This is a genomic window from Paenibacillus sp. (assembly GCF_048976745.1).
Classification (GTDB): Bacteria; Bacillota; Bacilli; order Paenibacillales; family Paenibacillaceae; genus Paenibacillus.
Map to the genome: position 1 here is coordinate 383,668 of NZ_JBHGUU010000004.1, position 13,343 is coordinate 397,010.

Genomic DNA, 13,343 nt, shown 5'->3' on the forward strand with positions numbered 1-13,343 from the left:
AAGGATTCAGCTCAAAGAGTCTTTACCGTTCGCGGTGAAGGCTCTTAGGACGCTATGGATTCTTATATATAATGAAGGGCGGCTTTGCCATGCAGCAAATCATGCCACTATGTCATGATCCGATTATAGAGATCGAGAACCTATCATTTTCCTACGGGGACCAGCGAGTGATTGAGAATCTCAATTTTATGGCCCAGGAGCGGGACTTTGTCGGGATTATCGGTTCCAATGGGGCGGGTAAAACGACATTGCTGCGTATGTTGGTAGGACTTCTTCCTCCTGCGCAGGGAGATATCAAACTATTCGGACAGTCGATCCGCAGGTTCAAGGACTGGAACCGAATCGGGTATGTGCCACAAAAGAATGCATTTAACCCGTTGTTCCCTGCGACCGTTCGTGAAGTGGTCATGTCAGGTTTATACAATAACAAAAACATGTTCCGTCGTATGTCTCGCAAATGTCAGCAACAGTGCACGGATGCGATGCAGGTCATGCGGATCGAGGATCTTGCGAACAAACGAATTGGTCAATTGTCCGGCGGACAACAGCAGCGTGTATTTTTGGCACGGGCGCTTATTAATCACCCGGATCTGTTGATTCTGGATGAACCCACAGTAGGTATTGATGCTGAATCACAGGCCAGTTTCTTTGAACTGATTACGCATATGCATGAACATCACCGCATGACTTTTCTGATGGTGTCTCATGATATGGATCGGATGGAGAGTTATCTGGGTTCTGAAGCTGCGGTAACGAATGGCAAAATTAATTTCCATGTCCGTCATTCGCATGAGGTACAGGATTGTGCTGAGACCAATCTGCAACATACCACTGCACAGGTACGCTAGCCGTTTTTATGGCCCAATAGATTAGAGTAAGGCCGAAGGAGTCGTGTTTGTTTTGGAAATATTAATGAGTGATTTTTTTCAGCGTGCGCTGGCGGGAGGATTGTTAATTGGCATTACCGCTCCGTTAATCGGGCTGTTCCTGGTCTTACGTCGGTTATCCATGATCGGAGACACGTTGTCTCATGTGACCATTGCCGGCGTTGCACTTGGATTTCTGATTGAAGTGTATCCCATTGCGGTGGGCTTGATATTTGCCGTACTTGCTTCATTTGCGATAGAGAAATTGCGCAAAGCGTACAAGAGTTACGCCGAATTATCGATTGCCATTATCATGTCTGGTGGCGTGGCGCTGGCTTCCTTGTTCTTCACGCTGGGCAAAGGATATAATGCAGATGTCATGAGTTATTTGTTTGGCAGCATATATACATTAGACGCTACGGATCTGAAGCTGGTAGGTGTGGTTACGCTGATCGTGGTGATTGTAGTGGCATTGTTACATAAGGAATTTTTCCTGCTCAGCTTTGAGGAAGATGCGGCAGCAGTTACAGGGTTGCCAGTGAGAATTCTGAACATGTTAATCACTGTGATGACAGCACTTGTCATTAGCACGGCAATCAAGATTGTCGGTGCGCTTCTGGTGTCAGCACTATTGACCATTCCGGTAGCGGTCAGCCTATTGATGGCCAGAAGTTTCAAATCCGCCATTATTTTGTCCGTGATTATCGGCGAAATTGCCGTAGTTCTTGGACTGGTCGTAGCAGGCATCTGGAACCTCGCACCTGGAGCAACGATTGTATTATTGCTGATCATGATGCTGATTCTGACGATGATTGGAAAAAAAGGGTTCCGAGCCTGACGACGGAACGAGCAAGCACGTGAGCCCGGGGAAGGGAGACATCCGCTTCATGCCTGATGTTAATGTATGGATGGCTTTTGTAGCAGGTTTGGTCTCATTTATATCACCATGTTGTCTTCCGTTGTATCCGTCGTACCTCTCCTACATTACAGGTATGACGGTGCAACAATTGAAGGATGACCGAAATCAGCGAGAAGTCCGCTTTAAGACCATGACGCATACGCTGGCGTTTATTTTGGGTTTCTCGGCTGTATTTTATTCACTTGGGCTTGGTGCGGGACTGTTTGGCCAATTTTTCAATGATAACCGTGATTTGATCCGGCAATTGTCTGCGATTCTGATTATGCTTATGGGGTTATTTTTGCTTGGGGTGTTCAAGCCGCAGTTTCTGATGAAGGAACGCAAGCTAGACATGAAATGGAAACCAGCAGGTTATCTGGGCTCCTTTATATTTGGCATCGGTTTCTCAGCAGGCTGGTCGCCTTGTATTGGCCCTATTCTAACAGCGATCATTGCTATGGCAGCGAGTGAGCCCACAACCTGGCTGGCGCTGATTACAGGTTATACCGCAGGGTTTGCCATACCGTTCTTCGTTTTGGCCTTTTTCATCGGTTCGACACGCTGGATCTTACGGTATTCCAACGTCATGATGAAAATCGGGGGAGCATTAATGTTGTTCCTCGGGGTATTGCTTTTTACAGATCAGATGACCAAAATTACGATCTGGTTGCAGCAGATTACACCAGACTGGATGATTATTTAAACGCATGAAATGTTTTTGAATTTTATTATGTATGGATAGCAGGCTACATGAATTCAGAGTCTCTCTGGATCATGTAACCTGCTTTTTAATCGTTTGTTAGGAAAATTTATACCCGCATAACATTATGGACAGTCCCGTTTTTCGTTTAGGTGAAGTAATCAATATTGGCTAGCGGGAAATGTTCAAAGATGCGTTCCGTAATGAATTCGCGCAACGCATCCTGCTGGTCATCTTTATACACATACTTGTACTGGCCCCAGCGGCCCCATTTCATCTTGCGTTTCTCGATATCCATCTCCAGCTTGGTTTTAGGATATCGCTTTTCAATGGTCGCTTTGGCCGTTTTGGTAAAACGGTGCTGGATCATCTCAAACGTAAGATCCCTGGTTGCTTCCTCTGGAAGTGTATCTGCCAGCTTTTGTAACAGATCCGAATATCCTTCTTCCCAACCTTCATACCACATAATAGGAGCGATAATGAAGCCCAGGGGATAACCGGCATGTGCAATTTTACCAGCAGCTTCAATGCGTTCCTCAAACCTTGAAGTAGCCGGTTCAAAGTTTTTGATGACATAATCCGAATTAACACTAAACCGGATACGGGTATGACCGTTATGCTTAATGTTCAGCAACGGATCAACGTGATGATATTTGGTTACAAAGCGCAAGCGGCCATATTCTTCTTCCGCCATAAAGCGGATCAAGTCACTCAGATTATCCGTGATGTGCTCCAATCCTACGGGATCGGAAGTACAGGCCGCTTCAAAGCGCGTGATTTCAGGCGCGCGTTCATCGATGTATCCCTTGGCTGCCTGAATGATCTCTTCGGTATTGACGTAGACACGTACATAAGGTTTGGCGCCAAGTGTCGTTTGAAGATAACAATAATGGCAGTGCCCCATACAGCCTGTAGAGATGGGAATGGCATATTCCGCTGAAGGTTTCGACTGGTCAAACTTAAGTGTTTTACGCACACCGACGACCAGAGTACGTTTTGCCATCCGGTACTTTTCTTGTTCGGTTTCACCCGGCAAGTTTGTGATTCGGTTATGGGATGTGGTCATCTGATAAGGGATGTTTTTGGATGTCACCCATTCCATAATCCGTTTGCCTTTATCGTATTCCAACGCACCGGGTTCAAAATACACCAAATCGGGAATAAAGGGTTTAGTACCTTTTGCTTTACGAAGTGGCGGTGAGGCTACATTTGTACTCACGAAATCACTCCTTTCGATGCGAAACTTTGTTTAGTTTGCCTCGTTTGAGGAGAAGTCACGCCTGCCAATTACTTGTGTAACAGCACGCCCCGAACTGTGCAGGACTTGCCAATGCGTATTGATAACATGTATCATTATAAGATAGGGACCAGGCACGAATAGGGGCCGGTCAGAGAGAAAAGAGGGAAGCAGATGCCAACGCCCAGTATGGAAGATTATTTGGAGCGTATATACAAATTAATTGATGAAAAGGGCTATGCTCGTGTGTCTGATATAGCTGAAGGACTGGAAGTACATCCTTCATCGGTGACGAAGATGATCCAAAAGCTGGACAAAGACGAGTACCTGATCTATGAGAAGTACCGCGGATTGGTACTTACGCCAAAGGGCAAAAAGATGGGCAAACGTTTGATGGAGCGCCATCATCTGCTTGAGCAGTTTTTGACAACGATTGGTGTTCAGGAAGAGAATATCTATAATGATGTGGAAGGCATTGAACATCACCTGAGCTGGGACTCCATTACCTGTATTGAGTCTTTGGTAGAATACTTCCGTCAGGATGAGAGTCGGTTACGTGACCTCAAAAATCTTCAGGACGTCATGAGTAATACGGAGTCTTGATTTGCAGCAGTTAATTTAAATCGTAATATACAATGAATTGTACTTGTGATCAAAGGATGCTTCTTGCCGTTTCAATGGCAGGAAGCATTTTTTGGTTTGGTTTCACACCATAATTTGGTGATTATCGCAACTAAATAACCGCTAGGAGCGTCTATTAAACTAGTAGAATTTACCGCAAATTATAATGATTTTGGAGGACTGCACTAATGAATGTTCGTAAAGGATTGATGCTGCTGCTCATTTTTGTACTTGGATTACAGACAGCAGGTATGACGGCACAAGCCGCCGGGCAGAGGGAGATCGCTATTTTTCTGGACGGCAACCGCTTGGAATCGGATGTATCACCCTACATCTTGCCCAAAGTAAATGTAACAATGGTACCTCTACGTGTCATTAGCGAAGGACTGGGTGCGTCTGTGCTATGGTCTCAAGCTACTCGTACCGTGACCATCCAGAAATCTGATTCGGTCATTACGATGACAAGTGGACGCCAACAGGCGATCGTGGATAACACTGTGGTTGGTCTGGATGCATCGGTAGAATTAAAGCAAGGTCGGGTCATGGTACCTATTCGATTTGTCAGTGAGAACCTTGGCATTCGAGTGAATTGGAATCAGGCAGACCAGACCATTAATCTGTACACAGGAGACGAATCTGTCCCAACTCCTGAACCAACTCCGGCAACCCCGGCAGAGCCTGGAGGCACAGGCACTGTACCAGCATCTGAAGAGATGCGGGGAGCCTGGATCTCCACTGTGAATGGAGACTGGCCTTCATCCGGAGCCAAGGGGAATGCAGAGAAGCAAAAACAGGAATACACGAAACAGCTTGATACATTACAAGGCATGGGCATTAACGCTGTATTTGTCCAAGTGAGAGCCAACGGGGATGCGATCTATCCTTCTGGTCTGGTACCTTGGAACAGTGTGCTGACAGGAACACAGGGTAAAGATCCAGGCTATGATCCCCTTGCCTTCATGATTGAGGAAGCACACAAGCGGGGTCTGGAGTTTCATGCCTGGTTTAATCCGTTTAGAGCGACCAACTCAGCGAGTACAACGAACTTGGCTGCAAATCACATCTCCAAGCTTCATCCCGACTGGATTGTGAATGCATCTGGCAAAATGTACATTAACCCGGGTATCCCGGAAGCCAGACAGCATATTATTGATACAATCATGGAAGTGGTCAATCAGTATGATATTGATGGAGTACACCTGGATGATTATTTCTATCCATCCAATGTGACATTTAATGATGATGCAGCCTTCAAAACCTATAACACATTGAACACCAAAGACCGTGCTGAATGGCGTCGGGATAATATCAATCAGTTCGTCAAGCAGCTTGGACAGAGCATTCACCGCGTGAAAGCTAATGTTGAATATGGAATTAGTCCATTTGGTGTATGGCGTAACAAATCTGTTGATCTGACTGGCTCCGATACCAAAGCAGGAGTAACCGCGTATGATAGCATGAATGCAGATGTGCGGACATGGATTAACCAGGAGTGGATCGACTATGTCGCTCCTCAGGTGTATTGGAGTATGACACTTAGCGCAGCCAGATACGACAAAGTCGTGGACTGGTGGGCGAATGAAGTGGCTAACACAAATGTGAAATTGTATATCGGCCACTCTCCTTATAAGCTGGGTACACCGGAGATTGGCTGGCAGACCTCACAGGAGATCATCGATCAGTTGAACTACAACAAGAAGTATGGTTCGATCAAAGGGGACATTTTCTTTAGTTCACAGCACCTGACAAAGAACCCTCTCGGCGTGATTACCAAGTTGAAAGCCTACTATGGTCTATAAAACATTTTAACAATACAGTGATAAGACAAACCCTTGTTCTCATAGAGTGGCAGTAGAAATGTGGCTGCCTGGAGAACGGGGGTTTTTGGTGATGTTAATTAACGCGGTATTTGAAGGTGGAGGCGTCAAGGGAATTTCGCTTGCCGGTGCTGTGCAGGGTGCTCAAGATTGTGGCATTCAGTTCAATCGGGTGGCTGGCACATCATCTGGCTCCATTGTAGCTGCGCTGTTAGCGGCGGGTTACCGGGCCGAAGAGATGAAAGACATTATTGAGAAGACACCCTTTGTTTCATTGCTGCGTCGGTCCCCCATATTTAATACCCGATGGATCGGACCCGCAGCAAGGCTGTTCTTGAAGAAAGGACTGTATTCGGGAGAAGCGCTGGAATCATGGATTCGCAAGATGCTGGCACAGAAAGGGATTCGCACATTCGCTGACTTGCCGCAAGGCAAGTTGCTTATTACCGCATCCGATATATCCAATGGAACCATTTTGGTGCTGCCGGACGATATCCGGCGGTTTGGCATTGACCCTGCCAAGCTGGATGTGGCAAAAGCGGTTCGTATGAGTTGCAGTATTCCGTATTTTTTTGATCCGGTTGTCATACGCAAATCGCCAGTATTCTCCAAAGGCCTTTCTTTTCAAGATCAATTCGTATATGTAGTGGATGGTGGATTACTTAGCAATTTTCCGCTGTGGCTCTTCGATGGTGATCGTTCGGAACGAGGGGGAGACGTTATTCCGGTTGTCGGTTTCAAAATGGTGGGCAAGACGGAAGTGGAACCTGCCCGGATTAAAGGACCGCTAAGCATGCTTCAGGCCCTTGTGGAGACGATGCTTACAGCTCATGATGAACGCTACATTGAACAGATTAACCGATTTCGTACAGTGAAAATACCAACGCTTGGAATTAAACCAACGCAATTTCATTTATCGTTACAGGACAGCACGGCCTTATATCGATCAGGTGCTACGGCAGGGAGCGAATTTTTCAACGGGTGGAATATAAAAGTGTATGATGAACAGCTGGACAAACAAAGGAAAGAATTACGCAAAAAACAAGCAGAAGCTCCGCCTCTGATTCCAGTATAAACGTGAAAAAAAGCAATTCTCCGCATATTGGGAGAACTGCTTTTTTGTATATCAATAACTGTTAGTGGAATTTAGGTATATCTTCATCGCTTTTTCCTTTTTGTCCCTGAATCACTTGGAAAGGATAATCCTTGCGTTTCTTAGAAGAGCCGCTGCTTTTTCTGGCACTGGACTGTGCATTGACCTTAGCCATGGTTCGTGCCGATGGCTTGATCTTTGGTGATTTGGCTTTGTTTGCCCAGCGACGAGGCGGATATTTGTACAGCAGGAATACAGCTCCGAACACGACCAGAGGAATAATGATCCTGGATGGACTAGCATTTCCCAGCCAAGTCAAGACTCCAACAGCAGCTAGTGCGATGAACGTCCAAAATACGATTGCCTGCTTGTTCATATCATTCACCCTTTCACAGGATCGAGTGTTGCAACAGGTACTTCTGATGTAGCCGAGACATTGGCAAGCTTGGCATCCAACTCACGCATGCGGTTAAACGAAGCAATGGATACTTCTACCTGTTCGTTGGTTGGTTCTTTTGTTGTCAGCAATTGCAGCCACAATCCTGGATAGCCGAGATAACGCAGTACAGGAATATCACGTACGGAGTTTGTAAGTTTTAACAGTTCAAAAGAAATGCCTAGCACAACTGGCAATAACAACAGACGTTGGCCCATACGCTCCCAAAGGTTGTCGTATGTGAAGAGGGAGTACAGAAATACTCCAATAATGACAGTCAACATAATGAAGCTGCTTCCACAGCGGTAGTGCAACCGGCTGTACTTTTGCACGTTCTCCGGTGTCAGTTCTTCACCAGCTTCATGTGCGCTGATGACTTTGTGTTCCGCTCCATGATACTGGAAGAGACGTTTAATCATCGGCGTCTGTGAGATTAACCACAGATAGGCGAGTAACAGGATCAGCTTAATGCCGCCTTCCAGTAAATTATGCAAAAACTGATTGTCGAATGCATTTTTGAACAGAAAATTCTCGATTACAACAGGAAGCAATGTCAGCACAACTTTACCAAAAAGGAATGAAAGGATGGCTACGGCGGTCACACCAATGATCATGCTAAGACTCCAGCCCGAGCCTTCTTTCTCTTTTTGCTTGGCTTTCTCTTCCGGTTCCAGTTCATCATCAGCATAGGCGTCAGCAGAATAATTAAGATGTCTGCTACCTTTGACACTTGAATCTATAATGCTGACAATTCCGCGTAATAAAGGAATCCGCCGCAATTTGGTGACCCAGGACTTGTCTTGCTTGGGAACTTCCAGATACGTAATTTCGCCGTCTTTTCTGCGAACAGCTGTAACGTTGACATGTTTCCCACCAAACATTACGCCTTCAATGACAGCTTGCCCCCCATAGCTGACAGGCTTGGATTGTTGAGGCAAATTATTCACCTTCCTATTCTGTTCTAGGCCTTATCAATCAAAGGCAGTTTAATAACCCTATTGTATCGAATTTTACGACCAATTTCTAGTTTGTGAGTCAAACCTTGAAGGATGTTGTTAAGATTGTCCTGTTTTGAACATACTACCTCGTAGAATCAGACAGTAAATCCGGGGCATATTGCGGGATTATCAACTTAATATGAAGGAGAATATCAATGACAGAACGCAAGCATGAAGATACATCACATGATGAAGGTCAACGACCCAATGAGCGGCAGCAAAAAGACAAGGGCAGGCGAACTACCCAGAGGCAGGGTCAACCGCACTATTATACCAATCCATTTTCCTTTGCGTTGGAGCTTGGCTTCTTTGCCGGTTTTATATGGGGGGGGCTGCACTGGTTATTCTATCTGTTGCATTTTACAATTGTGCCGGTGGGATTTCTGGCCGAACCTTTTTTCAAACATGAATATATATATACAGCAGCAGGACATTTGACAGGATGGCTGTTTTTTATCGTTTTTTCCATCTTGGCATCCTTGCTTTATACGTTCACGATTAGAAAACTGAAAGGGCCTATACCTGGCATGGTGTATGGAATTGTCTGGTGGCTGGTTCTCTTTGTTCTGGTCGGGCCAAAACTGGGAATGATGAAGCCTTTGAACGTTTTAACGTGGGATTCGATCTTCACGGAACTCTGTTTCTTTTTGTTATGGGGGTTGTTCATTGGTTACACGGTAGCCATGGAGTACACGGATGAACGTAAACGCGAGCCGGAGCAAGCGGGGGCATAGCGCAAAAAAGCTTCTCAATCCGGCAATGGCTGTGTTAAAATAGCAGATGGTTATTTGCAGAGAGGGTGGAGCAGCGATGAAACGAATTATTGTGATCAATGGTCCGAACCTGAACATGCTTGGTGTACGTGAACCGGGCATCTATGGAACGCTTAGTCTGAAGGATATTGAGGACAAAATTCGCAGACAGGCTGATGAACTAGGCGTCTCCATCGCTTTTTATCAATCGAACCATGAAGGGGACATTATTGACCGCATTCATGCAGCTATGGGTGAAGCAGAAGGAATAATATTGAATGCCGGAGCATTTACCCATTACAGCTATGCTATCCGTGATGCAATCAATGCTGTAAAAATCCCTACGGTTGAAGTACATCTATCCAACATTCATGCACGAGAAGCGTTCAGACATCATTCAGTGATTGCAGCGGAAACAATCGGGCAGATTGCCGGATTTGGCGAAGTAAGCTATGAACTGGGATTGCTGGCTCTTGTGCGTCATCTGGACAAACAAACCTGAGCCGGGAACCCGGGAATGTGAGAGAAAGAAGGGTTACCGATGGAAAACAAACGAGTAAATAAGATGCGTGAAGCCATGCGTGAGCGTGAACTCAGAGCAATGCTGATTACAAACCCGATTAACCGTCGTTATATGACGGGCTTTACAGGTTCGGCGGGATATGTGCTGATTACGGAACAGGATGCTTTCTTGCTGACTGATTTCCGTTACATGGCTCAAGCGCCTCAGCAAGCCAAAGGATTCACCGTGGTGGAGCATGGAGCTAAACCGATGGATACGGTGCGTGAACTGCTTGCATCCGCGAATATCAAGGAAGTTGGCTTCGAGCAGGATAGTGTTACATTTGGCACGCATTCCGCTTATGCTGACGCACTTCAGTCTGTTGAACTGAAAGCAGTATCCGGGATCGTGGAACAACTTCGTATGTTCAAGGATGAAGAAGAGATCGCAGTTATGCAGAGAGCAGCAGATCTTGCAGATGCCACGTTCAGCCACGTTTTGCAGTTTGCAAAACCAGGCATGACGGAGCGTGAAGTGGATCTGGAGATGGAGTTTTTCATGCGCAAACATGGAGCAACGTCCTCTTCATTTGACACCATTGTAGCCTCGGGTGAACGTTCAGCCATGCCTCACGGTGTAGCGAGCAGCAAGGTCATCGGACAGAATGAGTTAATTACATTTGACTTTGGTGCACTTTTGGACGGATACTGTTCAGATCTGACACGTACCATTGCAACAGGTACACCTGTACCTGAACTGCGCAAAATTTATGACATTGTACTGGAAGCTCAGTTACATACGCTGGAGAACCTGAAACCGGGCATGACCGGACGGGAAGCAGATGCATTGGCTCGTGATATCATTGCAGGTCACGGATATGGAGATCAGTTCGGACATAGCACAGGCCACGGTCTGGGTATGGAAGTACATGAAGCTCCCCGCTTGTCCAAGCTTAGCGACGATGTATTGAAACCGGGTATGGTTGTTACCGTTGAACCGGGTATATATATTGACGGACTTGGCGGCGTGCGTATCGAGGATGACGTAGTGATTACCGAGACGGGTATTCATATTCTCACGAAGTCGGACAAGAAGTTCACCGTAATCGGCTAAATTACAGCCACCAGGGATATAAGACGATTTTTAATGTGTTATTTAAATTGAAAATAAGAAATTTCACCATAACGGAGAGTGCAGAACCGATCTGAAGAAGCGAAGCGTTCGCCTTTATCACCGGATTTTACCATTAATAATGGGATCAAAAAATCTGGGGATAACAGCGATCGGAGGATGGTGCTGAAATCGAAGTGAACGAGGTGGCCTTTCTAGGATTCATTTTACATATAACATTAACCCATCGTCTTATATCACCTACTTTTCAACCATATCAGGAGGGATTTTTTGTGATTTCAGTAAACGATTTTAAAACAGGCTTGACCGTGCAAGTAGACAACGATATCTATACCGTGCTTGATTTCCAACACGTTAAACCAGGTAAAGGTGCTGCCTTCGTACGCTCCAAATTGAAAAACCTTCGTAATGGTAACACGGTTGAAAAAACATTCCGTGCAGGCGAAACCATTGGCCGTGCCATCATCGAAAACCGCGGCGTATCCTACCTGTATGCAAGTGGTACAGAGCACACGTTCATGGATAACGAAACATATGATCAGTTCACATTGACTAGTGATCAACTGGAGTGGGAATTGAACTTCCTGAAAGAAAACATGGTCGTTAAGATCGTTAGCTACCAAGGTGAAATCCTCGGGATCGACTTGCCAACAAGCGTTGAGTTGAAAGTCATCGAGACTGAGCCAAGTGTTAAAGGTAACACTGCACAAGGTGCTACCAAAAATGCAAAAGTGGAAACAGGCTTGAACGTACAGGTTCCTTTGTTCATTAACGAAGGTGACGTTCTCCTGATTGACACACGTGAAGGTAAATACTCTTCCCGTGCGTAACTTTCACAAGCTGTAAGCTAATAAACGGTATTAACAACCCTTTGCCATTCCTTTGGCAGAGGGTTTTTTCGAAAAAAGATTAGCCTATCAGGCGCTTTCGTAATATACTGGGTTAAAGTCATTTCTCGTAGAGAATAATGACGATGGACATCAATTATGCATACTGCACAAGGTAGGGAGTGGATTTGCGTTGTCATTGTACGTCATGAAATTTGGGGGCAGCTCGGTCGGAGATACAGAACGCATGAAGCGTGTAGCCGGACGTGTTGTAGAAAAAGCTGATGAAGGACATCAGTGTGTAGTCGTGGTTTCGGCCATGGGGGATACAACAGATGATTTGATTGATCAGGCAAAACAACTGAATAGTGAGCTGCCTGCTCGTGAGATGGATATGTTATTGACAACAGGAGAACAGATTTCGATCTCTTTGTTATCGATGGCTATTCAAGCGCTTGGACGTAAGGCAGTATCATTTACAGGTTGGCAGGCGGGATTCCGCACAGAGCCGGTTCACGGAAAAGCACGTATTCATGATATTCAACCTGACCGTGTGAATGCAGCACTAGCCGAGGGCAATATTGTTATTGTTGCAGGTTTCCAGGGCATGACGGAAGACGGCGAGATCACAACGCTGGGGCGTGGTGGTTCGGATACAACAGCTGTAGCGCTGGCCGCAGCCATTAAAGCTGATGCGTGCGAGATCTATACGGATGTAGACGGAATCTATTCTACGGACCCGCGAATCGTCAAGGTTGCGCGCAAGCTGAAGGAAATATCGTACGACGAAATGCTGGAACTCGCTAATTTGGGAGCAGCGGTACTGCATCCGCGTGCAGTAGAGTACGCGAAGCATTCCGGTGTACCTTTAATTGTAAGATCCAGCTTTAACCATAATGAAGGAACGGTTGTGAAGGAGGAAGCAGCAATGGAACAAGGCGTAGTGGTTAGTGGCATTGCCTATGACAAAAACGTGGCTCGCATCAGTATTTTGGGTGTGCCGGATGTACCAGGAGTTCTGGCTGAAGTATTTGGTGCGCTTGCATCCAATCAGCTGGATGTGGACATTATCGTTCAGAGCGGAGTGATGGATGGCAAAGCGGACTTCTCGTTCTCTGTGGCACTGTCTGATCGTGAGAACGCATTACGTGTCATTGAAGGCCTTCACAGCCGTTTGCCTTACCGTGAGGTCACTTCAGAGGAGAACCTTGTTAAAATCTCCATTGTTGGCGCAGGTATGGTCAGTCACCCTGGTGTAGCTGCGAAGATGTTCAAAGTTATTTCCGCTGAAGGCGTGAGCATCAAGATGGTGAGTACTTCCGAGATCAAAGTATCTTGTGTCATTGATGGAGATAAGCTGCATGAGGTTATTAAGGCATTGCATACAGCATATGATCTCGACACTGCAGAGCAAGCTGTTATCGGCGGACCTCAAGATCGCAGATAAGGTGTTTCTGTGTATGTA

Annotated in this window: 14 protein-coding genes; 11 read left to right on the forward strand and 3 right to left on the reverse strand. The window is 46.0% G+C overall.

Features of this window, described 5'->3' with window-relative positions:
* Positions 1-89 precede the first annotated feature (89 nt).
* From ACE3K2_RS02530 to ACE3K2_RS02540, 3 genes are read left to right on the forward strand one after another with little or no spacing between them, the layout of a single operon-like run.
* Positions 90-848, forward strand: a complete 759-nt coding sequence (locus ACE3K2_RS02530; RefSeq protein ID WP_421886325.1) for a metal ABC transporter ATP-binding protein — start codon at positions 90-92, stop codon at positions 846-848.
* A gap of 52 nt (positions 849-900) precedes the next feature.
* Entirely contained in the window at positions 901-1,704 is an 804-nt protein-coding gene (locus tag ACE3K2_RS02535) for a metal ABC transporter permease (protein WP_047843633.1), read from the forward strand.
* 49 nt (positions 1,705-1,753) lie between these two features.
* Complete coding sequence (locus ACE3K2_RS02540) at positions 1,754-2,467, forward strand: cytochrome c biogenesis CcdA family protein (RefSeq protein WP_421886328.1); 714 nt, start codon at positions 1,754-1,756, stop codon at positions 2,465-2,467.
* Between the two features lie 145 nt (positions 2,468-2,612).
* On the opposite strand, the gene splB is transcribed toward ACE3K2_RS02540, so the two are convergent.
* Positions 2,613-3,683, reverse strand: a complete 1,071-nt coding sequence (gene splB / locus ACE3K2_RS02545; protein ID WP_421886331.1) for a spore photoproduct lyase — start codon at positions 3,681-3,683, stop codon at positions 2,613-2,615.
* Between the two features lie 192 nt (positions 3,684-3,875).
* Here splB and mntR point away from each other — a divergent pair, with 192 nt between their 5' ends.
* The 3 genes from mntR (at position 3,876) to ACE3K2_RS02560 (ending at position 7,214) form a co-directional block, all read left to right on the forward strand.
* Positions 3,876-4,304: a transcriptional regulator MntR gene (gene mntR, locus ACE3K2_RS02550; protein WP_062835284.1), complete on the forward strand. Its 429-nt coding sequence runs from the start codon at positions 3,876-3,878 to the stop codon at positions 4,302-4,304.
* Positions 4,305-4,510: 206 nt separating this feature from the next.
* A complete protein-coding gene (locus tag ACE3K2_RS02555) occupies positions 4,511-6,121 on the forward strand; it encodes a family 10 glycosylhydrolase (RefSeq protein WP_421886334.1) in 1,611 nt (536 codons plus the stop codon).
* 91 nt (positions 6,122-6,212) lie between these two features.
* A complete protein-coding gene (locus ACE3K2_RS02560; RefSeq protein WP_421886337.1) occupies positions 6,213-7,214 on the forward strand; it encodes a patatin-like phospholipase family protein in 1,002 nt (333 codons plus the stop codon).
* Between the two features lie 61 nt (positions 7,215-7,275).
* Here the strand turns inward: ACE3K2_RS02560 and ACE3K2_RS02565 are convergent, their stop codons facing one another.
* Both ACE3K2_RS02565 and ACE3K2_RS02570 read right to left on the reverse strand, forming a co-directional pair.
* Complete coding sequence (locus tag ACE3K2_RS02565; RefSeq protein WP_421886339.1) at positions 7,276-7,608, reverse strand: hypothetical protein; 333 nt, start codon at positions 7,606-7,608, stop codon at positions 7,276-7,278.
* Positions 7,609-7,613: 5 nt separating this feature from the next.
* Complete coding sequence (locus ACE3K2_RS02570; protein ID WP_062835280.1) at positions 7,614-8,606, reverse strand: DUF1385 domain-containing protein; 993 nt, start codon at positions 8,604-8,606, stop codon at positions 7,614-7,616.
* A gap of 215 nt (positions 8,607-8,821) precedes the next feature.
* Between ACE3K2_RS02570 and ACE3K2_RS02575 the strand changes: the two genes are divergently transcribed.
* From ACE3K2_RS02575 to ACE3K2_RS02595, 5 genes are all read left to right on the forward strand, one after another.
* Positions 8,822-9,400, forward strand: a complete 579-nt coding sequence (locus ACE3K2_RS02575) for a YqhR family membrane protein (RefSeq protein ID WP_421886342.1) — start codon at positions 8,822-8,824, stop codon at positions 9,398-9,400.
* A gap of 76 nt (positions 9,401-9,476) precedes the next feature.
* A complete protein-coding gene (gene aroQ / locus ACE3K2_RS02580) occupies positions 9,477-9,920 on the forward strand; it encodes a type II 3-dehydroquinate dehydratase (RefSeq protein WP_421886345.1) in 444 nt (147 codons plus the stop codon).
* Positions 9,921-9,959: 39 nt separating this feature from the next.
* Positions 9,960-11,033: a M24 family metallopeptidase gene (locus ACE3K2_RS02585; protein WP_421886348.1), complete on the forward strand. Its 1,074-nt coding sequence runs from the start codon at positions 9,960-9,962 to the stop codon at positions 11,031-11,033.
* 290 nt (positions 11,034-11,323) lie between these two features.
* Positions 11,324-11,881, forward strand: a complete 558-nt coding sequence (gene efp, locus ACE3K2_RS02590) for an elongation factor P (protein ID WP_017687580.1) — start codon at positions 11,324-11,326, stop codon at positions 11,879-11,881.
* 190 nt (positions 11,882-12,071) lie between these two features.
* Positions 12,072-13,325: an aspartate kinase gene (locus ACE3K2_RS02595; protein WP_421886351.1), complete on the forward strand. Its 1,254-nt coding sequence runs from the start codon at positions 12,072-12,074 to the stop codon at positions 13,323-13,325.
* Positions 13,326-13,343 lie beyond the last annotated feature (18 nt).